Source organism: Streptomyces sp. NPDC052020 (assembly GCF_040680575.1).
GTDB lineage: Bacteria > Actinomycetota > Actinomycetes > Streptomycetales > Streptomycetaceae > Streptomyces.
On sequence record NZ_JBFAWY010000042.1, the window covers coordinates 11772 to 33988 of the forward strand.

Annotated in this window: 20 protein-coding genes and 2 pseudogenes; 17 read left to right on the top strand and 5 right to left on the bottom strand. The window is 69.3% G+C overall.

What is annotated here, in order from left to right; all coding sequences use genetic code 11:
• The first annotated feature begins 46 nt into the window (after window positions 1-46).
• The 7 genes from AB0L74_RS29980 to AB0L74_RS30010 all read left to right on the top strand — a co-directional run bounded on the left by AB0L74_RS29980 (window position 47) and on the right by AB0L74_RS30010 (window position 6268).
• A complete protein-coding gene (locus AB0L74_RS29980; RefSeq protein ID WP_365659166.1) occupies window positions 47-805 on the top strand; it encodes a PIG-L deacetylase family protein in 759 nt (252 codons plus the stop codon).
• Window positions 805-1500 carry a 4-carboxy-4-hydroxy-2-oxoadipate aldolase/oxaloacetate decarboxylase gene (locus AB0L74_RS29985; protein WP_365659168.1) on the top strand — a complete coding sequence of 232 codons (696 nt, stop codon included), beginning with the start codon at window positions 805-807 and terminating at the stop codon, window positions 1498-1500. Before AB0L74_RS29980 ends, AB0L74_RS29985 begins: the two co-directional genes overlap by 1 nt.
• Complete coding sequence (locus tag AB0L74_RS29990; RefSeq protein WP_365659170.1) at window positions 1497-2579, top strand: 4-oxalomesaconate tautomerase; 1083 nt, start codon at window positions 1497-1499, stop codon at window positions 2577-2579. The genes AB0L74_RS29985 and AB0L74_RS29990 overlap by 4 nt, the downstream gene beginning before the upstream one ends.
• Window positions 2576-3529 carry a catechol 2,3-dioxygenase gene (locus AB0L74_RS29995; RefSeq protein WP_365659173.1) on the top strand — a complete coding sequence of 318 codons (954 nt, stop codon included), beginning with the start codon at window positions 2576-2578 and terminating at the stop codon, window positions 3527-3529. Before AB0L74_RS29990 ends, AB0L74_RS29995 begins: the two co-directional genes overlap by 4 nt.
• 272 nt (window positions 3530-3801) lie before the next feature.
• Window positions 3802-5115: an aromatic acid/H+ symport family MFS transporter gene (locus AB0L74_RS30000; RefSeq protein WP_365659175.1), complete on the top strand. Its 1314-nt coding sequence runs from the start codon at window positions 3802-3804 to the stop codon at window positions 5113-5115.
• A 170-nt stretch (window positions 5116-5285) separates the two neighbouring features.
• Window positions 5286-5777 (top strand): amidase family protein, encoded by a 492-nt coding sequence (locus tag AB0L74_RS30005; RefSeq protein ID WP_365659177.1) that lies wholly within the window; start codon window positions 5286-5288, stop codon window positions 5775-5777.
• Window positions 5778-5887: 110 nt separating this feature from the next.
• On the top strand, window positions 5888-6268 hold the full coding sequence (locus AB0L74_RS30010; RefSeq protein WP_365659179.1) for a hypothetical protein: 381 nt from the start codon (window positions 5888-5890) through the stop codon (window positions 6266-6268).
• Here AB0L74_RS30010 and AB0L74_RS30015 read toward each other — a convergent pair.
• The 3 genes and pseudogenes from AB0L74_RS30015 to AB0L74_RS30025 form a co-directional block, all read right to left on the bottom strand.
• Window positions 6251-6571, bottom strand: a pseudogene (locus AB0L74_RS30015) (IS630 family transposase); the annotation flags it as partial. The gene AB0L74_RS30010 and the pseudogene AB0L74_RS30015 overlap by 18 nt on opposite strands.
• 123 nt (window positions 6572-6694) lie before the next feature.
• Window positions 6695-7132 carry a hypothetical protein gene (locus AB0L74_RS30020; protein ID WP_365659181.1) on the bottom strand — a complete coding sequence of 146 codons (438 nt, stop codon included), beginning with the start codon at window positions 7130-7132 and terminating at the stop codon, window positions 6695-6697.
• Between the two features lie 671 nt (window positions 7133-7803).
• The gene (locus tag AB0L74_RS30025) at window positions 7804-8775 is read right to left on the bottom strand and encodes an alpha/beta fold hydrolase (protein WP_365659184.1); all 972 of its coding nucleotides are present in this window, start codon (window positions 8773-8775) and stop codon (window positions 7804-7806) included.
• A gap of 282 nt (window positions 8776-9057) precedes the next feature.
• Between AB0L74_RS30025 and AB0L74_RS30030 the strand changes: the two genes are divergently transcribed.
• The 4 genes and pseudogenes from AB0L74_RS30030 to AB0L74_RS30045 all read left to right on the top strand — a co-directional run bounded on the left by AB0L74_RS30030 (window position 9058) and on the right by AB0L74_RS30045 (window position 12185).
• Entirely contained in the window at window positions 9058-10323 is a 1266-nt protein-coding gene (locus tag AB0L74_RS30030; RefSeq protein WP_365659187.1) for a helix-turn-helix domain-containing protein, read from the top strand.
• A gap of 242 nt (window positions 10324-10565) precedes the next feature.
• Entirely contained in the window at window positions 10566-11195 is a 630-nt protein-coding gene (locus AB0L74_RS30035; RefSeq protein ID WP_365659192.1) for an IclR family transcriptional regulator, read from the top strand.
• A 420-nt stretch (window positions 11196-11615) separates the two neighbouring features.
• A pseudogene (locus tag AB0L74_RS30040) lies at window positions 11616-11891 on the top strand (hypothetical protein); the annotation flags it as partial.
• 33 nt (window positions 11892-11924) lie between these two features.
• Window positions 11925-12185: a hypothetical protein gene (locus tag AB0L74_RS30045; RefSeq protein WP_365659276.1), complete on the top strand. Its 261-nt coding sequence runs from the start codon at window positions 11925-11927 to the stop codon at window positions 12183-12185.
• 493 nt (window positions 12186-12678) lie between these two features.
• Here AB0L74_RS30045 and AB0L74_RS30050 read toward each other — a convergent pair whose 3' ends face one another.
• On the bottom strand, window positions 12679-13707 hold the full coding sequence (locus AB0L74_RS30050) for a LacI family DNA-binding transcriptional regulator (RefSeq protein ID WP_365659195.1): 1029 nt from the start codon (window positions 13705-13707) through the stop codon (window positions 12679-12681).
• A 193-nt stretch (window positions 13708-13900) separates the two neighbouring features.
• Between AB0L74_RS30050 and AB0L74_RS30055 the strand changes: the two genes are divergently transcribed.
• The 4 genes from AB0L74_RS30055 to AB0L74_RS30070 all read left to right on the top strand — a co-directional run bounded on the left by AB0L74_RS30055 (window position 13901) and on the right by AB0L74_RS30070 (window position 17785).
• Window positions 13901-14878: an extracellular solute-binding protein gene (locus tag AB0L74_RS30055; protein ID WP_365659198.1), complete on the top strand. Its 978-nt coding sequence runs from the start codon at window positions 13901-13903 to the stop codon at window positions 14876-14878.
• On the top strand, window positions 14875-15246 hold the full coding sequence (locus AB0L74_RS30060) for a carbohydrate ABC transporter permease (protein WP_365659201.1): 372 nt from the start codon (window positions 14875-14877) through the stop codon (window positions 15244-15246). Before AB0L74_RS30055 ends, AB0L74_RS30060 begins: the two co-directional genes overlap by 4 nt.
• Window positions 15230-17248, top strand: a complete 2019-nt coding sequence (locus tag AB0L74_RS30065) for a hypothetical protein (RefSeq protein ID WP_365659204.1) — start codon at window positions 15230-15232, stop codon at window positions 17246-17248. The genes AB0L74_RS30060 and AB0L74_RS30065 overlap by 17 nt, the downstream gene beginning before the upstream one ends.
• Window positions 17249-17449: 201 nt before the next feature.
• Window positions 17450-17785 carry a hypothetical protein gene (locus tag AB0L74_RS30070; protein WP_365659206.1) on the top strand — a complete coding sequence of 112 codons (336 nt, stop codon included), beginning with the start codon at window positions 17450-17452 and terminating at the stop codon, window positions 17783-17785.
• Between the two features lie 23 nt (window positions 17786-17808).
• Here the strand turns inward: AB0L74_RS30070 and rraA are convergent, their stop codons facing one another.
• Window positions 17809-18318, bottom strand: coding sequence for a ribonuclease E activity regulator RraA (gene rraA, locus AB0L74_RS30075; protein ID WP_365659209.1), 510 nt, complete (start codon window positions 18316-18318; stop codon window positions 17809-17811).
• Window positions 18319-18503: 185 nt separating this feature from the next.
• On the opposite strand from rraA, the gene AB0L74_RS30080 reads away from it, so the two are divergent.
• Both AB0L74_RS30080 and acnA read left to right on the top strand, forming a co-directional pair.
• Window positions 18504-19382 (top strand): GntR family transcriptional regulator, encoded by an 879-nt coding sequence (locus tag AB0L74_RS30080; protein ID WP_365659212.1) that lies wholly within the window; start codon window positions 18504-18506, stop codon window positions 19380-19382.
• Between the two features lie 153 nt (window positions 19383-19535).
• Window positions 19536-22196 carry an aconitate hydratase AcnA gene (acnA, locus tag AB0L74_RS30085; RefSeq protein ID WP_365659215.1) on the top strand — a complete coding sequence of 887 codons (2661 nt, stop codon included), beginning with the start codon at window positions 19536-19538 and terminating at the stop codon, window positions 22194-22196.
• Window positions 22197-22217: the final 21 nt, after the last annotated feature.

Here is a 22217-nt window from a genome sequence, read left to right on the forward strand (position 1 = left end):
CGCGCTCCTGGGGCGGGTGCGGCACCTGTCACCAAGGAGATGCAGCATGACCCACGGCAACGGCGCACCCGCCGCCACTCCGCCCCGATCGACCCTCGTCGTCACCGCGCACGCCGGCGACTTCGTGTGGCGGGCGGGCGGAGCCATCGCCCTGGCCGCCTCCCGGGGCGAGAAGGTCACCATCGCGTGCCTGACCTTCGGCGAACGCGGCGAGTCGGCCAAGGCGTGGCGGGAGGGCAAGAAGCTCGAGGAGATCAAGGCGATACGCCGGGAGGAGGCGGAGAAGGCCGCCGCCGTCCTCGGAGCCGAGGTCCGCTTCTTCGACGCCGGTGACTACCCGCTGCTCGCCACGGCCGAGCTGACCGACCGGCTCGTCGCCGTCTACCGGGAGACGCAGCCGGACGTCGTGCTCACGCACCCGGTCGAGGACCCGTACAACGGCGACCATCCGGCCGCCAACCGCATGGCCCTGGAGGCCCGCGTCCTCGCCCAGGCCATCGGCTACCCCGGCGCGGGCGAGATCATCGGCGCCCCGCCGGTCTTCTACTTCGAACCGCACCAGCCGGAGATGAGCGGCTTCAAGCCCGAGGTCCTCCTGGACATCACCGAGGTGTGGGAGACCAAGCGCAAGGCGATGGAGTGCCTCGGTGCCCAGCAGCACCTGTGGGACTACTACACCGACCTCGCCGTACGCCGGGGAGTGCAGCTCAAGCGGAACGCCGGCCCCAACCTGGGCCTCGCCCACAAGACCATGGCCGAGGCGTACATGCGGCCCTACCCGCAGATCGCGAAGGAGCTCGCCTGATGCCCGGCGTGATCGTCACCAACCCGCCCAAGGCCGAGGCGCAGGACGTCGCGGCGCTCGCCGGCTACGGGACGGCCACCGTCGGTGAGGCCATGGGCCGCACCGGCTTCCTCGGCGCACATCTGCGCCCGATCCAGCAAGGCGTCCGGGTCGCGGGCACCGCCGTCACGGTGCTGTGCTGGCCCGGCGACAACCTCATGATCCACGCGGCGGTCGAGCAGTGCGGCGAGGGCGACATCCTCGTCGTCACCACCACCTCGCCGTGCACCGACGGTCTGTTCGGCGAGCTGTTCGCCACCGCCCTCGCCCATCGCGGGGTCCGTGGCGTCGTCCTGAACACCGGTATCCGCGACACCGCCGAACTGCGCGCGATGGGCTTTCCCGCCTGGTCCGCCGCCGTCAGCCCGCAGGGCACGGTCAAGGCGACCGGCGGCAGCGTGAACGTGCCGATCGTGATCGGCGGCCAGGTGATCCACCCCGGTGATGTGATCGTCGCCGACGACGACGGCGTGGTGGTCGTCCCGCGCGAGCGCGCCCGCGACACCGCTGAGGCGTCCGAGGCCCGCGAGCGGAAGGAGGCCGGGGCCCGCGCCGCCTTCCTGGAGGGGCAACTGGGCCTGGACCGCTACGGGTTGCGGGAGACGCTCACACGGCTCGGGGTGACCTACCGCTCGTACGAGGAGGCCGAGTCGTGACCGGCCCCGCGGAGATCCGCTGCATGCTGATGCGCGGCGGCACCTCCAAGGGCGCCTACTTTCTGGCAGACGACCTGCCTGCCGAAGAGACCACCCGCGACGAGCTGTTGCTGCGGGTCATGGGCAGCCCCGACCCGCGCCAGATCGACGGCCTCGGCGGCGCCCACCCGCTCACGAGCAAGGTCGCCGTGGTGTCCCCGTCGGCCGGTCCCGAGGCCGACGTCGACTACCTCTTCCTCCAGGTCGCCGTGGACAAGGCAGAGGTCTCGGACCGCCAGAACTGCGGCAACCTGCTCGCCGGGGTCGGCCCGTTCGCCGTCGAGCGCGGACTCGTGCGCGCGGGGAGCAGCGAGACGTCCGTACGCATCCGCATGGTGAACTCCGGTGACTTCGCCACGGCGACGTTCCCGACCCCTGACGGCCGCGTCGACTACAGCGGCGGCACGGAGATCTCCGGGGTTCCCGGGAGCGCCGCCGCCGTCGTCATCGAATTCCCGCCGGGAAAAAGCGAGTTGCTGCCCACCGGGAACGTGCGCGACACGGTCGCCGGCACCGAGGTCACGTGCGTCGACAACGGCATGCCGACCGTCCTGATCCCAGCCGAGGCCCTCGAGGTCACCGGCCAGGAGGACCCGAAAGAGCTGGAGACGAACCAGGAACTGACCGCCCGGCTCCACGAGATACGGCTGGCAGCCGGGCGGCTGATGGGACTCGGCGACGTCACGGACACCACCGTCCCCAAGCTCACCCTCCTCTCGCCGCCCCGCCACGGCGGCGCCGTCACCACCCGCACCTTCATCCCCGCCCGCGTCCACACCTCCATCGGCGTCCTGGGCGCCGCCAGCGTGGCGGCCGGACTGCGGGTGAAGGGAAGCGTCGCGCACGGCATCGCGGCCCTCCCCGAAGACGGTGACCGGCTCCGCATCGAGCACCCCAGCGGATTCACCGACATCGAGAGCAGCATCGAGCGCACCCCCGAGGGCGGTCCGAGAGCGCGTCGTACCGCCGTCGTCCGCACCGCCCGCAAGATCTTCGACGGCACCGTCTTCCCCGTACCACCCACAGGAGGTCGCTCATGACCCCGCCTCTCGGCGACATCGCCCACGTCGGCCACGCCCAGCTGTTCACTCCGGACCTGGACGCCTCCGTCGCCTTCTTCACCGACTTCATGGGCCTGACCGTCAACGGACGGGACGGCGACACCGTCTACTTGCGGACCTTCGACGACTACGAGCACCACAGCCTCGTCCTGACCGCCCGCGATCAGCCCGGCCTCGGCCGCCTCGCCCTGCGCACTTCCAGCGAGGAGGCGCTCCGGCGCCGGGTGCAGGCCATCGAGGCGGCGGGCCGCACCGGCCACTGGGTCGAGGACGAGCCCGGGCTCGGCAAGCTCTACGTCACCGCCGACCCGGACGGCCACGAACACGCCCTGTACTGGGAGAGCGAGCACTACCAGGCCCCCCGAGCGCTTAGGCCGTCCCTGAAGAACCAGCCGCAGGCCAAACCCAACCGCGGCGTCGGCGTCCGCCGCCTGGACCACATCAACTTCCTCGCCGCCGACGTCCTCGCCAACACCGAATGGCAGGAACAGCTCCTCGGCGCCCGTCCCACCGAGCAGATCCGGCTCGACTCCGGCAAGATCGCGGCTCGCTGGCTGACGTACACCGACAAGTCGTACGACGTCGTCTACACGTCCGACTGGACCGGCAGCGAGGGCCGCCTGCACCACATCGCCTTCGCTACCGACACCCGCGAGGACATCCTGCGCGCCGCCGACCTCGCCATCGACACCGGCGTCTTCATCGAGACGGGGCCGCACAAGCACGCCATCCAGCAGACGTTCTTCCTCTACGTCTACGAACCCGGCGGCAACCGTATCGAACTCTGCAACCCGCTCACCCGCCTCGTCCTCGCCCCCGACTGGCCGCTCATCACCTGGACCGAGGAGGAGCGCAAGAAGGGACAGGCGTGGGGCCTGAAGACCATCGAGTCCTTCCACACGCACGGCACGCCGCCCGTGCGGCCCTGATCTGATCTGCCCTTTCCGGCCCCGGGGAACGGCTACCACCCGTACCCCGGGGCCGAATTGTTGCTTAGATTGTTAACAAAAGTGTTGACGTGACGCCTATGGCTTCTTAACGTCTACGCCACAGCGAGCTCCGGGCTCCCCGCGCGGAGTCCGCAGCTCAGGGGCACGCTCCGCCCGTCCTCCCCACCGGCCGCGCGAGCCGCACCGACCCCCTGCCCTTGCAGCCAGGGACCAGGGCCCTGTCCTAACGTCCCGCACGAGAGGAAACAACGATGTCCTCCTCCGCCACCTCCCCGCTCGCCCGAGCGACCGGGACGGCGACCCGCCGTAGCCGCACCGCCGTCATCGCCCTGTGCTGGGCACTCGTCCTCCTCGACGGCATCGACACGTTCATCTACGGCTCCGTGCTCCCGAAGATGCTCGCCGGCCACAGCCTCGGCCTCACCCCCGACATGGCGGGCACGATCGGCAGCTACGCCAACTTCGGCATGCTGCTCGGCACGATCCTGTCCGGCATGGCCTCGAACTGGATCGGCCGCCGCGTCACCGTCTTCGTCAGCGTCGTGATCTTCACCCTCGCCACGCTGGGCACCGGCTGGTCCCAGTCCTCGGGCCAGTTCGGCTTCTTCCGCTTCGTGTGCGGCTTCGGCCTCGGCGCGCTGCTGCCGATCGCGATCTCGTACGGCATGGAGTTCACCTCGCGCGGCCGTCGCGCCCTCGCCACCGGCATCATCATGACCGCCCACCAGACCGGCGGCGCCCTGGCCCCGCTGATCGCCCTCTGGCTGGTCGACGACCACGGCTGGCGAACGGCCTTCATCGCCTCCGCGCTGCCCGCCCTGATCCTGCTCCCGGTCGCCTTCAAGCTGCTGCCCGAGTCGCCCACCAACCTTCTCACCCGCGGCCGCCGCGCCGACGCCGAACTGCTCGCCGCCGCCTACGGCACCGAACTGGCCGAGCCGAAGGCGGACCACGGGGACAAGCTGGACGCACTGAAGAACCTCTTCCGCGACCGCCGGTGGCCCACCACCCTGTGCTTCTGGCTGACCTCGTTCGCGGGCCTGCTCCTGGTCTACGGAGTCGGCCAGTGGCTGCCGAAGATCATGGTCGAGCTCGGTTACGACACCGGCGACTCGCTGCTCTTCTCGACGTTCCTGAACGTCGGTGGCATCTGCGGCATGCTCATCGCCGGCCGCACCGCCGACCGCATCGGCCCGCGCAAGGTCGTCATCGCCTGGTTCCTCCTGACCGCCGCCTTCGTCTACCTCATGGGCGTCAAGATGCCGGTCGGCGTCCTGTACACGGTGGTCTTCCTCGCCGGACTGCTGCTCTTCTCCGGCCAGACCATGGTCTACGCGACGGTCGGCACCCACCACAACGACGAGGACCGCCCCACCGCCCTCGGCTGGGTCTCCGGCATGGGCCGCTTCGGCGCCATCTTCGGCCCGTGGATCGGCGGCGCGCTGATCGCGGCCGGCAACGCCGACATCGGCTTCACCATGTACGCCTGCGCCGCCGTCTTCGGCGCACTGATGATGGCCCTGGCCGCCCTCACCATCAAGACGCGCTCGGCCACGAGGCACTGACGGTCGACAGCCCGAAAGGCCGCCTCCGCGACCGGGATGGCGGCCCCGGGAGGGACGGGCGTCAGCCGAAGCGTCCACCGAGGCCACCGTCGTGGCGAACCGGGCGAGGCCGACGCCCGCATTTCGCCGGGATCGGCGACTGGGGTGGTCACCTTCCCTTTGAGGGCGGGGTGCTCGACCTCTGCCGCAACGCTCTGCAGGCGTTCGAGTCCCTCGACTGCCGCATCGACGAGGCGACCCCGGACTTCCCGGCCAAGGACATCTGGCACACCTCCCTCACCTGGCGATGGTGGGTAAATCTGGGCCTGCACGCGTTCTACGCCGACCCCGCCACCCGCGAGCGGCTGAAGCCCGAGGCGCTCTGGGAGATCGAGCAGGGCGAGAAGCTCAGCGCGCTGGACGTCTCCCGAGCCGTCACGGTTCGGGACCTTTACCACCGGTCGGTGCTCCGCCTGTTCGACACCTACGACTACGTCCTCGCGCCGGCCGCCCAGGTGTTCCCCTTCGACAAGAGCGTGCACTGGCCCTCCGCCGTGGCCGGGCGCACGATGGACACCTACCACCACTGGATGGAGACCGTCGTTCCCTGGTCGCTCAGCGGGCTTCCGGTCGCGGCCGTTTCTGCGGGCTTCGGCCAGCAAGGGCTGGCCACCGGACTTTAGTTGATCGGCAGGAACGGCGCAGACTTCGGCGTGCTGCAACTCGCCCACGCTTATGAGCAGGCCACTCAGTGGACCCGTCGGCAGCCGAAGCTGCTGCAGGAGGGACGCGCATGAGCGGGAACAGCGCCGGGATCCCCTCACTCATCCTGACCGGCGGACAAGTGCTCACCATGGACCCGCATTCCCGCGTCGCCGAGGCCGTCGCAATCCGCAGCAGCGAGATCGTCGCCGTCGGCGCCGACCATGAGATCCGCACGCTCGCGGGGCCCGCCACTCGCGTCGTGGAGCTCGGTGGCCGCACGGTCCTGCCCTGCATCAACGACTCCCACCTGCACGGCGCCGCCTACGGGCTGACCAGGCCCCCTTTCGCCCTCGACGTCGGCCACCCCACCGTCGGCTCGATCACCGACATCACCCCGAGCGCGGGCAAAGCCGCTAGTGCTGTGACCGGGAAGGTTCGCCGGGTTGGGTGGTCAGGCCACGGCTGGTAGTGGTCTGCCGCCCCAGCGGATGCCTCGTTCGCTGCGGATGCGTGCGCGTTCGCGTCGTTGGGCTGCCAGGGCGTCGGGGTGGCGGGCGTTCTGGTTGCGCCAGCGCGGGTAGGCGTGCAGGGCCCGGGTCTGGACCGTGTGGTTTGGGTGGTGGGAATTGGCCAGGGTGAACTGCCACAGCGGACCGAAGTGGGCCTCGATGGGGTTGGCCCAGGACGCGTAGGTGGGTGTGAAGCACAGCTCGATCTTGTTCTTCGCGGCCCACCTGCGGATCTTCCAGTTCAGGTGACCGAGGCTGTCCACGGCCATGGTCAGGTTCGCGGCAACCGTCAGGGCGGTGTCGGTGTCGGATGCGCCGAGCCGAATCCACCAGTGCTTGGAGCGGTTCGGGGTGTGCTTTTCGAGGAGGTGGAACATCGGGTTCATTCAGCTTGAGCTTCTCCCGGATGTCGAAGCGGTGAAGTGGCGGGCCTCGGTGGTGCCCGTGCCGAACTCGTTGTTCTCACCGGCGGACAGGTCGAACCCGTCGAAGGCCGGCTGGGTCTTCTTCCGCTGAGCCACGTGCGCAAGGTAGCCCTCCCATGTGAAGGCGGCCTGGTTGTTCTTCCACGACATGTGCGTGTTCTTGGGCAGGTACGTCTCGCGCTCGGAATCCAAGAGGGCCGCGAGGTACTTCGTCCGAGAGGGCTGGAGGTACTGCTTGAGCAGGTAGTCGTCGTAGTTGCGGAAGCCCGAGCCCTTGAGGCCGCGCAGGTTCAGGCGCGCTTGGTACTCGGCGAACTGCGACTGGAGCTCCTTCGACACGCTCCGGTCGAAGGTCTTGCCGGTGGTCTGCGTGGGCAGGGTGCCCCAATTCCACCTCATAGGCGCCGTCGGCGTGCTCCAGGTCCGTGATCGGGCACCAGACGCCGGCCGCGAAGATCGAGTCGGAGGCGTCGGCCACACCGGCCTCCCTGAGATAGGGCGCGTAGATCTTGCTGTCGCCGGGGGCGCCGAGAAGGCGCCGCCGGCACTGGCGCCCGTGCCACCCGCCCCGCTGCCATCCATGCCGTCCGGTGGCAGTCATCTCCAGCCTGGCCTGACCCAGGCCGGCGGCGTCCGCCACGCTGGAGGGCATGTAGCCGCCCACCGCGTTGGCCAGCACGATCGGGGCGGACGAGGCGTGGACCGTCCGTCCGTCGATCTTGACCGAGACGCTGACGACCAAGCTCTGGTGGTCGGAGTCGCTCGGGTGCGTCACGTAGTTGCGGGCCTTGTGGAAGCGGTACGTCACCGAGCGCTCGGTGCCGGAGGCGTCGGCGATCGATTCCGTCTTCTCCGTGAAGTCGTCCTTGTCGAAGACCAGGGATTGGTCGAGTGAGCCCTCTTCCTGTGGGTGCTGCCCGTGTTCTCCGCCTGTGCGGCATGGCGGTGCCGTCGATGACTGCGGCCCCTGCGGTTTGCAGGCAGCCCCCGAAGCGTCCGGCAGGCGGACCTCGGTGTCGCGGTGGGGCTGCCCTGCAGGCGCCGGGTGGCATTGCCCCCGACGCGGGCCGTCAGATGGCCGGGCCGTAGTTTCTGCAGGCCGGTCGGAAGTTCGGGTCGTCGGGGCCGAGGGCGTTCAGGACGTTCTGCAGGGTGGGGCCGTCCACGAACATGCCGATGTGGGAGACCGGATTGCCGGGGCACTGATCCTGGAGAGTGATGTTGTTGACGTTCGGTCCGTTGAGGAAGGCGTTGGTGTACGGAGTGACCACCCAGTCCCGGTTGGTGGCGATGACCGTGTAGCGGGGGCCGGGGACGGTGTCGCCGTCGGCCCAGAGGGCCTTCTGGAAGTCGGAGCCCTGTACCTGCTGCGAGAGCGCCGGGGTGCCGGCGACGGAGTAGAGGGTGTCGATGAGGCCGAGGAGACGGAAGGATTCGGCCAGGCTGGTCAGGCCCGAGAGGGTCGTGCCGTGGTTGCTCGGTGCCAGGGCGACGCTGCGGCGCACCTTGTCGGCGCCGCCGAGACGCTTGATGTAGTAGTTGGTCAGCATGCCGCCCTGACTGTGGCCGACAAGGTCGACCTTCGCCGAACCGGTGCGCCACCGGACGAGCTCGACGAAGCGCTGGAGCGTCTGGGCGGAATCGCCGATGTCGTCCAGGCCGCCGATGCGGTTGAGCGACAGGAGGGTCTGGCCGTAGTTGAACGCGTAGACGCAGTACCCCTCGTTTGCCAGGGTCGGGGACAGGGCCGTCCAGTTCATGCCGAGGTTGGCGAAGGTCGCGTGGACGAGCACGACGGGCTCGGGATGGGCGGCGCTGGGCTCGCAGTCCCAGTCGTTGGCGCCGGCCACCCGGTCGGGGCTGACGGTGAAGTTGACCACCGCCGTGGCCAGGCCACCCACCGGATGGTCGGCCGCTGCGGTGGTTGTGGCAGTGTCGGCGTGGGCGGGGGTGGCGGCCAGGACGCCTAGGGCCAGGGCGACGACCGTGGCCAGCAGACGCCCACAACGGCGCGGTCTCGCCTTCCAGGTGGTTGTGCGCATGGTCTTCCTCCTCATCATCGGCATTGCCTGTCGGGAGAACGGCGGTCACGGGACCGCCCGATGCGACGGTTCGGGAACCGCTTGCGCTCACATCGTGCTGCGCGGCCGTTTTCCTCACTACGTGCAGGAGCCCCGGCTTGCGCGGAGGGACTGTGCAAGGTGCACACTCCGTGCCGGCACGGTCCAGGGTGTGAAGGCGGTTTGACGTCACGACCGGAAGGGCGCTGCGATCAGCGCACGAGACCTACCACCCCGGTATGACCGGCGGTAACGTCACCGCTCATGGGAGAGGGCACCGCACGGGAAGAGCCGACTCCGAGGATGTGCCAGCTCATCCGGGCGGGAGCAGAGCGGCTGCTCCAGTCGTCGGACACGGCCTTTCGCGAGCTTGACCATGCCATCCTCAGCATCGGAAACGGATCCCCTCCGCAGCACGATCTTGTCGAGGCGGCACGGCGCAGCAACCGGGCCCATCTGCTGCGCTGGGCCACCGGAAACGTCCGGGCGCCTGGAGCGCCGGTGGCGCCGGAGCAGGGGGAGGACGTGCGGACGGTTCTCCGAGGGCTCGCCCACCGAGGTCTGGGGGATCGGGCCCTGCATGCCTACCGCATCGGGCAGAACGTCATCTGGCGACGTTGGATGGCCATCGCCTTCACGCTGACCGACGATGCCGACGAGTTGCGCGGACTCCTGGACATCACGTCACGGTCCCTGACGGACTACATCGACACCGCGCTCGGCGTGGCGACGGCCGTCATCGCGAAGGAACGCGACCGCCTCACCCGCAGTATCCATGCCGAGCGCCTCGACCTCGTCACCGCGATCCTGCGTGAAGCGGACGGCATCGACCCGGTTCACGCCGGGGAGCGCTTGGACTACCGGCTCGACGGGACGCACACCGCCATCATCGTCCACTGCGCGAGCCGGACGCCCAAGCCCGGAGACCTGGAAGACGCCGCCCATCTGCTCGCCGAGTCGGTATCCGTACTGAAGCGGCGCAAGCCCCTGACGGTCCTGGCCGGGCCGGCGACTCTGTGGGCCTGGCTGCCGGTCTCATACCACCCGAACGCGGCCACTTGGGAGTCGGTCCTCGACGGACATCCCGACTTCCGCGTGGCGATCGGCACCACCGCGTTCGGACTGGAAGGCTTCCGGTACAGCCACCACGCGGCTGAGGAAGTTCGTCGGCTGCTGGAAAATCCTCGGGCACCGCACCGGGTGGCTGACCATGACAGTGTCCAGGCCGTGGTCCTCGCCACGCGGCATCTCGAGTCGGCGCAGGGCATGGTGCGACGTGTTCTGGGCCCGTTGGCCCGGCACCCGGATCTCTGCGTCACCCTGCGCGCCTACCTCGCCCACCAAGGCAACGCGGCAGCCACCGCCCGCACCCTGTTCCTGCACCGAAACACCGTCCTCGGTCGTCTCGCCAAGGCGGAACGACTTCTCCCCCGCCCTCTCCAGCAGAACATACTGAACGTCGGGCTGGCACTGGAGATCCTCTTCTGGTGCGGTCACGGCCCGTCCTTCAGTCCGTCCGCCGACGCATGAGCTCGCGGACGGCATCGACCATCGGCCTGGTTGATCGCCCGGTCGCGTACGCACGATGCCGTGGGTACGCCAACCGGCCGACCCTCTCAAGGCCGATCCACCACGGTCATCGCCCTCGTCCCGCGCTCCGATTTGCAACCGGCGGATCTTCGGACCCGAGCGACTCATGCCCAACCAACGACGCGTCTCCGACTCAGGTCACTAGGCCGTCGACCGCCAGCAGGTGCAGGGCCTGGCGGATCGTGGCCACCGCCCAGCGCATCCTGAACGTCCTGGTCGACCGCGGCTACGCGGCCAAGGAGGACACCGGCTACGTGGCCGGCCCCGCCGCCGTCGCCACCGCTCACGCGTTCCTGGTCAACAACCGGCTCACCCCCGTGGCCCTGCCCATCCTCCAGGAACTGGCCGCCACCACCGGCCTCACCCCGACCCTGTTCGTCCGCGTCGGCACTGCCCGCGTGACCATCGCCCGCGTGGAGGGTCGCAACCCGCTCCGCTACCAACTGCCCATCGGAGACAAGCTGCCCCTCCACCTGGGCGCGGGAAAGGCATTGCTGGCCTGGCTGCCCGAGAACGAACAGGAGAGCTGTGTCGCCGCCGCCGTACCGTTCACCCGGGCCTCCGGCCAGCAGGTCCCCGCTGAGGATCTGATCGCCGAACTGCGCGACATCAAGAAGAACGGATTCGCCCTGTCCCAGGACGAACGCGTCCTGGACGTCACTTCCGTCAGCGCCCCCGTCCTCAAGGACGGCCACCTGCTGGGCTCACTCAGCGTCGTCGGGCCCAGCAGCGACCTGCCCGAGACCGACCACGCCCGCATCGTCACCGAAGTCCGCCACGCGGCGGGGGCCATTGCCGCCCGCTGCCCCTGAACCGAAGGCCCCACCTGTGCAGTTCCTGCCGACCTACGACGAACTCCTCGAACGTACCGACGCGCCCCCCGGATCCAGCTGGCACCTCCTCGACCGTGAACCCGAACGCGGCATGGCCAACCTCGCCGACCCCCCGCAGGTCCTGCGCGCCGCGCAGTGCGTACGAGACGGCCGCGCCCTCAACCTCGACTACCCCCTCGACGCCTTCGACCCGCCCATGTCCAAGGCACGCGGCATTCCCCGGCACCGCATCACCGCCAAGCACGACCAGGCCCGCGACGACGTCCTGGACGACTTCCACCTCCAGGCGAGCACCCAGATCGACGGACTGCGCCACCGACGCGCCTCCGGACACGGCTTCTACAACGGTGTCCCCGACGAGGACATCACCCCGCGCAGCCCACGCCTGAGCGTCCAGCTGTGGGCCGAGACACCGCTGGCCGGACGAGGACTGCTCATCGACATCGACGGCCTGCTGCGCGACCGCGGCACCCCACTCGACCACGCCGTCGGCCCCGCCCTCACCCGGACCTGCTCGACGCGGCATTGGACGCACAGGGCTCCCATGTCGAAGACGGCGACCTCGTCCTCGTCCACACCGGCTGGGCCCAGTGGTACCTCACCACCGACCCAGCCACCCGCGCCGAAACAAGACAGTCGCGGCGCGCCACCGGGTTCGCCCAGTCCCGCGACTTCGCCGCCTGGTGCTGGGACCACCGCATCGCCCTGATGGCCACCGACACCTTCGCCGTGGAGGTCCTGCCCGTCCTGCCGGACAGCGACTTCCTGCACAGCGCACCCGAGGACGCCGGCATGATGCACCAAGAACTGATCGCCAAACTCGGGCTCCCACTGGGCGAGTTGTGGAACCTGACAGCCCTGGCCGCCGACTGCCGGGCCACCGGCCGCTGGGACAGTCTCCTGACGGTCAAACCACTGCACCTCACGGGCGGAGTCGGCTCACCCGCCAACGCCACGGCACTGCGGTAGCAGAGGACGAGACCTCCTTGACCGACTTCCGGCCCGTAGCTTCGGGATGGGAGTTCCAGGTCGCCGGCCTGCTGGTCACTGTCTTCTCGCGGTGCCCGTTGCGCCAGGTGGTGGATATGTCGGTGTGTTCGCCCAACTCGGCGCGCCGATCTTTACGGTGGCCTCGGCCTCGATCAGCTCCTGCAGCAGCGGTCGGCGCCGTCGCGGACGAGTTCCAGACCATCGGCCGAACGTGGTGACTCAAGCAGGCGAAGTAGGTCAGGCTGGGACAAGGCCGTCGCGCACCCTCTGGGGGCGAACTGCCCGTTCAGTCCGGCCAGTTGCACGGCGGTCCGTCAGTTGAGCAGGGGGCAGACACCGGCAGACGGCGCACCCTAGGGAGCAGAACCCGCGCGCTCAACCGCGGATATCCCCTATACCACGCCGCGGGAAGCCATCGCATGGGATGCGGCGCGGGCAGAGTTGGTTCGAACGGACGAAAGCTCCGGTGTGGTCAGCCTCCTTCACCCTTGCTCCTCGCAGCGGCGACCGCCGGCAGTCGCTGGGACGAGTCACGTGCGATAAGTTCGCACGGGACGGTCACGCGGCCTCGGTCTCGTTTCGTACGGCTTCCGAACAGTTGGTGAGCGGCTCTCTTCCCCAGTTCCTCGAGCCGCATGTCGACGCTACTGAGGGGAGGGCGGGAGCCCAGGGTGAATGCGTCCCAGTCGTCGAATCCGACGATGCCGAGGTCGTCGGGGACCCTGCGGCCCATGTCTCGGGCCGCGTCGACGGCTCCGCGTGCGAGCTGGTCGTTGCCGCAGAAGATCGCGTCGATGGACGGGTCCTCGGTGAGCAGCATGATCGTCGCGGACATGCCCCACTGTTCGCTCCACTCGCCGACGTAGGGGCGAGAACCCGCGAGTGTCAGACCGTGCTCGGCGAGTGTTTCCTTGACGCTTTCGAGGCGAACCCGTGTGGCGTGGAAGGTGCTCGGTCCGGTGATGTGGGCGATGCGGCGATAGCCCTGCTGGACCAGATGCTCGATCGCCTGCCGTGCGCCGTCGGCCTCGTCGGGAACTACCGAGCAGTCACGCGGATCGTAGGAAGGAGCGTAGGCGTACACGATCGGTATGCGGGCGGCATGGGAGACCGGTGGGCGCGCGTCAGTATGCTGCCCCAGCATGATCACGCCGTCGGCCTGGTGCTTGACCAACGCGTCCAGATTGCGGTGTTCCAGTTCGGGATCGCCGTGGGAGTCGTACAGCAGGACTGCCATCTGCTCGGACCCGAACGCGTGGGACGCGCCCATGAGGACGGGCAGGGTGAACCTTCCGACGCCGTCGGCGGCGATGATGCCGACGGTCCGGCTCCTGCCGGTACGCAGGTTCTGCGCGAAGGCATTGGGCACGTAGTCGAGGTCGCGGGCGGCCGCGAGCACTCGCCGGCGGGTGGCTTCGCTGACCTGAGCCCGTCCGTTGAGCGCCTTGGATGCGGTCGAAGGGGACACCTGCGCACGCCGCGCCACGTCGGAGATGGTCACCGGGTGCTCCATGAAGCCTCCTGTCCGGGTGGGCAATGTCGCCCAAGGTACTTGACATGACAAGCGGCCCTGCTGGCTAATAGCGGCCAGAAACCGATTTCGGTAAACCGCCTACAGCCGCCACATAATGCCATTCACCTGCGTCGATAGTGCCGAAATCGTTGTTGGAGCCGACTGCTACATGGAGGCGGATGTGCGCAATGACAGGAACAGGCGGTGCGCCGTCGCCGCCGTGGCCCTCGCGGCACTGCTGGCGGGATGTCAGGCCGCTCCCCAGGCGAGCCAGGAGACTGCGGCGGGGGATGTGTCCGCCGTGGACGACGGCGCCGACCTGACGCTCTGGACCCGGCTGGCCGCCGACTCCTCACTCGGGCAACTGGTGAAGCGTTACAACGCCACGCACCGCAACCAGGTGAAGCTGACGTCCGTCCCAGGCGACTCGTATCTGCAGAAGGTGGGTATCGCCGCCGACAGCAAGGCTCTGCCCGACCTGCTGGCCACCGACGTCACCCACGCGTCCGGCCTCGCCTCGAAGAACGTGCTGCTCGACCTCACCAGACGGGTCAACTCACTGCCGTACAAGGACAAGCTGGCGTCCGGCCCCCTCACGGCCTCGACCGTCGACCGGAAGCTCTACGCCGTACCCACCGTGGTGGACGTGTCGGCGCTGTTCTACAACAAGGTCCTCTACGAGAAGGCCGGCCTCGATCCCGACCGGCCGCCCACCACTCTCGCCAAAGAAGTTCAGCAGGCCACGGAGATTCACGCCCTCGGCGAGGGCATCGCCGACTCCTACTTCGCGGGCAACTGCCCGGGCTGCAACATGTTCGCCGGCTGGCCCTCGATATGGGCCGACGGCGAGGAACCGCTGAGCGAGGACGGCACCACCGCGCGGCTGGAGTCCGCCTCCAGCCGCGCTTGGATGGACGCCTGGCAGCGGATGTACGCCGACGGAGTCGTGCCAAAGAAGGCGCGCGAGGAGACCGGGGCGACCTGGACCGTGGGGTTCCAGAACGGCACTGTCGGCCTGCAGCGGTTCGGCGCCCTCGGCTATGCCACTCTCAAGCAGAACGACAAACTCCGTATCGGGGTGACCGCCATCCCCGGAGCGGACGGCGAACGGTCCGCCTTCGTCGGCGGTGACGTCCTGGCCCCTTCAGTCTCTTCATGATGCGCAACTCCTTCTCCGCCCTGCCGCGTGAGATGGAAGAGGCCGCCATGGTCGACGGCTGCGGCTGGACCGGCACCTTCTTCCGCGTGCTGCTGCCCGGAGTCCTGCCCGGCATCGGCACGGTCGCGCTCTACACGTTCCTCGCCGGCTGGAACGAGTTCATCGGGCCGCTGATCTTCCTGTCCGACGGCGACAAGGCAACGCTGCCGGTCGCCCTGGTCTCCCAGCGTTCCGGCACCCTCGGGCACATCGACTTCGGCTCCCTCCAGGCAGGCGTCATCATCGCCGCCGTCCCCTGTGCCCTGCTGTTCCTCCTGCTTCAGCGCTACTACGTGAAGGGATTCTCCTCCGGTGCCCTCAAGGGATGACCACACCACCTGGACGTTCGGTCCAGGCAGCGTCCACCTGTGCTCCGGCGCACCACGGCAGTTCACCGACCCCGACCAGCCGGACCGCCGCTTCCTGCTGGACGCGCGCACCCCCTGGCACTCCACCGAGCACACCTGGGGGTCGGGGCACCTGGTGACGGACGCCGGTGCCGGCCGCTGGAACGCCCCCGAGAGCATCGACGCGAAACCGGACCGCGTCCGGGTCAGGCACGCCCCGATCACCGGCATCACCGTGGAGACGACCCGCTGGATCCAGGGCGACGACTACCTGGAGCGGTACACCTTCACCAACACCGGCGGGGCCACGCGAAGCATCCGTGCCCTGGGCATCCAGACACCCTTCGCCGACCTCTACGAGAACGCCGCAGCCGCCCTGCGCACCGCCGTGCACGCCCACGTCTTCACCGGTGGCAGCCGGTCCTGGGTCCTGGCCCAGCCGATCTCCGGGACCGGCCGCTGCCTCGGCCTTGTGGTCCGCACCGGCCGACTCGCCGGCTACTCCATCGAGAGCCGCAACGCCAACACACTGTCGAACGCCCGCGGCCACCTCGTCCTCAACGTGACCGATCACGCCGCCCACCCGACCGCCTTCGGCGGACAGCCCGTCATCGAGCTGGCCCCCGGCCAGACCTACACCCTCGAATGGGTCCTGACCTGGTACGCCTCTCCTGACGACTTCGAGCGGCACAATCCCGGTCCTGTCGACGTCACTTCACTGGCCACCGAGGTCGGCCACGAACTGACCATCCCGGCCAGGGACGTCACCCCCCTGTCCGAGCACGTCGACGTCCGCCGAGACGGCGAGGCCACCGTCCTCACCTCCACCGACCACGGACCCGTCACCGTACGCGTCGGTGACGCCTTCACCGAGGTCCTCTTCCACCTGTCGCTGCCCGAGCTCGTACGGCGACGCGTCACCTACATCGTGACCCGCCAGCGCTCACCCGAACGGCCCGACCTGCTGCGCCACGCGTTCGTACCCGTGGACACCACTACCGGCCTGTCCGTCCTGACCAACGGATGGTCCGACTGGAGCGACGGCTCGGAACGGATCGCCATGCCGCTCCTGGTGCTGCTGGCCAGACAACAGGGCTGGATCGATCCGCAGATCGCCGATCCCCTAGTGGAGGGATGGGCCGAGTTCGCCCTCGGCCACCTGCTCGACGACACCCTGGCCCCCCGCCGCGGCTCCCAGGACCAGCACACCGGGATCCGGCTCTACGACGCTCCGTGGCTGGCCTCCTTCTTCCTCGAGCACCACCGAGTCCACCGCCGCCCCGAGCAACTGGAAACGGCCGTGCGCATTCTCGAACGGACTTACGAGCTGGGCGCCGGACGCCACCTGGCGATCGGTCTGTCCGAGACCGTCGCCGAAGCCGCCGACGCGCTGGACACCGCTGGACAGGAAGAACGGGCGGCGCGACTGCGCGAGGAGATCGTGCGCTCCGCGCGGCACTTCATCAACCTGGGTGAGCAGCTTCCCGAGCACGAAGTCGCCTACGAACACGCCATCGTCGCTCCGTTGCTGAACCTGCTCATCGACGCGTGGCGGATCAGCGCCGACCCCGTCCTGGAGAAGGAGATCGCCGAACGGCTGCCCTGGCTGCTCGCCTTCAGCGGACGCCAACCGCACGTTCGGCTGAACGGCGTCAGTATCCGGCACTGGGACGGCTACTGGTTCGGCCAGGACCGGCTCTTCGGCGATGTCTTCCCGCACTACTGGAGCGTGCTGACCGCGACCGTCCTGTACCGGCTCCCCTCGCGTCTGCGTACCCCGCACACCGAGCACGTGGCCCGCTCGTCCCTGCTGGCCAACCTCATCAACTACCGCTCCGACGGCTCTGCCACCTGCGCCTTCGTCATGCCCAGCACGGTCGACGGGCGGCAGGCACACAGAGCCGACCCACTCGCCAACGACCAGGACTGGCACCTGGTCACCTGGCTCAGACTCGCCCGTAGTGAGAACGTCCCTCTCTCCTGACGCCATGGGTCACTCGTCATTTCCCCAACGGAAGGTGGTTGTGTCTCCCACAGGCCGTGGGCCCTCCCCCGGACGCTGATGCTGGTCGCAGGGCCCGTGCTCGGTCCTTCCCCGACAGCCGAGGGCCTTGCCGAAACCGCCGGCCGGATCGTCATCCATAGCGACTTCAGGGCACCTCGAAGGACGACACACGGTTCGGCGATGTCCGTGATGTACGGCGCGGCCGGCGCACGAGGCGAAGCACCTGCGGGCTTCCCCCACGTGCGCCGTGCCCTGAAGGAACTGGCCGCACCCCGGAGGGTAGGCGTCACCGAGGTCCAAGCCCGCCTCGGCGCCCTCCTGACCGTCACGTCGACCCTCCGCGACAGCGAACGGCCTCACGTCACTGAGCCACTCGGCTTGCCCACATCCACGTCGGCGCATGCACCATCCCGCTCGCCACCGGCACGCCTCGATGGCGCGGCGCAGAACCGTTGTTCGCAAGAGCGCGTCGTCGGACGACGCATCACTTCGCGACGTCCCCGAGCCGCCCAATGACAAGCCTGCCCCGCTGCGGCTGCTCACGCTGAAACAGACACCTGAGGGCCCTGACCGGCCGGGAGCAGCACCACCCCGTCCTCATCGGCATGCAGGACATCACCGACGGCGAACGTGACCCCGCCAAAGGAAACGGGCACGTCCACCGCTCCCTGCCCCGTCTTGTCCGCTCGGCGCGGATTGGTGCCCAGCGCCTGCACGCCAAGCCGTATGCCGCCCAGTGCGACGCTGTCGCGGACGGCGCCGTACACGACGACCCCTGCCCATCCATTGTCCCGGGCCCTCGTGGCCATTCGGTCGCCGAAAAGCGTGGTGTCGAGGGAGCCGCCACCATCGACCACCACGACGGCCCCGTCACCAGGTGAATGGAGCAATTCGTGCAGCAAGGCGTTGTCCTCGCGACAGGAGACGGTCCGCACCGGGCCGGCGAAGGAGCGCAGTCCCCCGTAGGTGGTGAACTGCACCCCGCAGACACGCAGTCGGTGGCCGTACTGGTCGGCCAGGTCGGCGGTGGGGACGGGAATCGACTGCATCGTTGTAGGGCTGCCTCTCATCGTTCCTGGCTTCACAGAGGCGCGAATCGGCACCCCGGCCAAACTTTGCACCACCATGACGATAGATACAATCCCTTGATGAGAGAGAGTCCAGCGACCGCACCCGTCATACCCGGACTCATAAGATGGGGCGTCCCACGTCCCCTTCCGAAGAGCGCAGACTGATGTCGCGGCCCAACCTGACCACCTCCATCGCCACCCGCCTGGTCGATCTCCTCCGCCGCAGCGGCCTGAAGGAGGGCGCGCACATCACCGAGCAATGGGCGGCGGACGAGCTGGACGTCTCCCGCACCCCGGCCCGGAAGGCGATGCTCTTCCTCGCCGAGGTCGGCATTCTGAGGCGGGAACCGAACCGGGGTTTCTTCCTGGACCGTGACGCCGCCACCCTGACCGGGACGGATCTCGCGGCGGGCGCCGACATCGAGGAGGACGCGTACTTCCGGATCGCCGACGACTACATCGGGGGACGGTTCACCGGCCCGTTCACCGCTGCCGACATCAGCCGCGGCTACGGACTGTCGGCACGCCAGGCCGACCGGGTACTAGCCCGCATGGAGTCCGAGGACCTGGTGCGCCGTAAGGCCGGTGGACGCGGCTGGGAGTTCCAGCAGGTACTCTCGACCGTCGAGGCGCACGACCAGAGCTACCGCTTCCGCATGATCATCGAGCCGAACGCCCTGCTGGAGCCCGGCTTCACGATCGACCCCGAGGCCGCGGCCCTGCACCGCAAGCAGCAGGAGGCCCTGCTGCGCGGAGACATCCTGCTGCTGCCCCGGGCGGAGTTGTTCCACGTCAACGCCTCGTTCCACGAGATGCTCGTGAGCTTCTCGGGCAACCAGTTCCTCCTGGACGCCGCCCGCCGGCAGCACCGGCTGCGCCGCCTCATCGAGTACCGCCACCAGGTCGACCGCTCCCGCCTGGCCGGCCAGGCCCGCGAGCACCTGCACATGCTCGACCTGGTCGAGGACGGGAAGCTCGAGGAGGCGGCCGCCTTCCTGCGCCGCCACCTGGACAAGGTCCGCGCCATCAAGACGCAGCGCTGAGCACCTCACTCCCCGAGCACCCTTCCCCGCCATCGGACCTTTCCGAGAATCCGACGCTCCAACGGTTGTATCAATAAGCGGCTTGAGACAATATGGGCCGCGCCCGGCGCCATGCGCCCGTGGGCTCCTCTTCCCGGAACGACAGCAGGGACCATGAGCACAGACCCTCGCACGGACCCCACCGCCACCGCCGTCCTGACCGTCGCAGGGCACTCGTACCGGTACCAGCCGCTGGCCGGGCTGCTGCCCGCCGAGCGGCTCCCCGAACTGCCGTACGCGGTCCGGGTGCTGCTGGAGAACGTCGCCCGCCGTTCCCCCGCCGCGCTCGGCGACGTACTCGCCCGTGCCCGCTCGGGCCACGGCGACTGCGAGCTCCCGGTGCACCCGAACCGGATCATGCTGCACGACACCACGTGTCTGCCCGCCCTCGCCGACTTCGCCGCCCTGCGCGACAGCGTCGCCGAACTCGGCGGTGACCCGGAACGGCTGCAGCCGGCCGTCCCCGTCGACCTGACCGTCGACCACTCGGTCATCGTCGAGGAGTACGGGCACCCCGACGCCGTCGAACGCAACCTGCTCATCGACTTCCGCCGCAACACCGAGCGCTACGCGTTCGTGAAGTGGGCCGAGCGCAGCCTGCGCGGCTTCCGGGTCGTGCCGCCCGGTACCGGCATCATCCACCAGGTCAACATGGAGGTCCTGGCCCGCGTGGTCTGGCGCGACGAGGACCCGGCCGAGGGCGGCCTGCCCTGGCTGCACCCGGACGTGCTCGTCGCCACCGACAGCCACACCCCGATGATCAACGCCTTGGGCGTCGTCGGCTGGGGCGTGGGCGGACTGGAGGGGCAGGCCGCCATGCTGGGCGAACCGGTCACCATCCCCTACCCGCGCGTGGTGGGCGTGCGCCTGACCGGGCGGCTGCGGCCCGGCGTCGGTGCCACCGACTTGGCGCTCACCCTCACCGAGCTGCTGCGCGCCAAGGGCGTGGTGGACCGGTTCGTGGAGTTCTGCGGCCCCGGTGCGGCCACCCTCGGGTGGGCGGAGCGTGCCGCGGTCTCCAACATGGCACCCGAGTACGGGGCGACCTGCGTCTACTTCCCGTACGACGACGAGACCGCCGCCTACCTGCGGCTGACCGGCCGCGACGAGGCACACGTACGACTGGTCGACGCCTACCTGACCGCGCAGGGCCTCAAGCGCACCACCGACCGGCCCGAGCCGCGCTACGACGATGTCATCGACCTCGATCTGGCGACGGTGGAGCCGAGCGTGGCCGGCCCCGATCTGCCCCATCAGCGGCTTCCGCTGTCCCGGGTGCCCGAGTCCTTCCGGTCCACCACCGCCGGTCGGCCTGCGCACACGACGGAGTTCGCAGAGCGGCTCCCCGAGGGGCCGGTCGCCATCGCGGCCATCACCAGCTGCACCAACACCGCCAATCCGACACTGGTCGTGCAGGCGGCGCTCCTCGCCGAACGGGCACAGCGGGCCGGGCTCACGGCGAAGCCGTGGGTGAAGACATCCCTGTCACCCGGCTCGCGGGTGGTCGAGGACTACCTGCGCGAGGCCGGGCTCCTGGACCCCTTGGCGGAAACCGGCTTCCACATCGTCGGCTTCGGCTGCATGACCTGCATCGGCAACTCGGGCCCGCTCCACCCCGAGCTGGAGCGGCTCGCCGCCGACGCCCACATCGATCCGGTGGCCGTCCTGTCCGGCAATCGCAACTTCGCCGGCCGCGTCAACCCGCGCGTCGCCCAGTCCTACCTCGCCTCGCCACCGCTGGTCGTGGCGTACGCGCTGGCCGGCTCAATCCTGCACGACTTCGAGCGCGACCCGCTCGGTACCTGCGCGGACGGCACCCCCGTGTTCCTGAAGGACCTGTGGCCCACCGACGAGGAGGTCGCCGCGCGCGTCGCCACCTCCGTACGTCCCGAGATGTTCCGGACCAACGCCACCCGGCTGCGCGAGGGCACCCGGGCGTGGCACGAGATCGAGGCGCCCGACGGCGTCCGCTTCTCCTGGGATCCAAACTCCACCTACATCCGCCGCCCCCCGCACCTCACGGGCCTGTCCGCCTCACCGCCCGACCGACTCCGCGTCGAGCGGGCCAAGGTGCTGATGGTGCTGGGCGACGACGTCACCACGGACCACATCTCACCGGCCGGCGCGATTCCGGCACGCAGCGCCGCCGGGCGCTGGCTGACGGACCGCGGTGTCGCCCGCCACGACCTCAACCAGTACTCGACCCGCCGCAGCAATCACGAGGTCATGCTGCGCGGGGCCTTCACCAATGCGGCCGTCCGCAACCTGCTTCTCCCGTCGGCAGACGCCTTCACGGGCGGTCACGCCCACACCGCCGACCGCTCCGCCGTCCTGCCCGTTCACGAAGCCGCCGCGACCTACCGTGCCGCAGGCCATGATCTGGTCGTCGTCGCGGGCCGCAACTACGGTGCCGGGTCCAGCCGCGACTGGGCCGCCAAGGCACAGGCACTGCTGGGAGTGCGGGCGGTGATCGCCGAGTCTTACGAGCGCATCCACCGCAACAACCTGATCGGTATGGGCGTGCTGCCCCTGGAGTTCGCGGACGGCGACACGGCATCGGCCCACGCCTTCACCGGAGAGGAGGAACTCACCTTCGACGGCCTCGCCGACCTGCGCGTCGGCACGAACCGCGTCACCCTGTCCCTCACCCGGCCCGACGCCTCCCGCACCACGGTCCGCCTCCGGCTGCGCCTCCACTCGCGTCAGGAACTCGCCTACCTCCGGCACGGCGGAATCCTGCCGTACGTAGTGCGCCGCGCCATCGCGGCGTCGTAACCGGACGGCACCGCGCCCGCC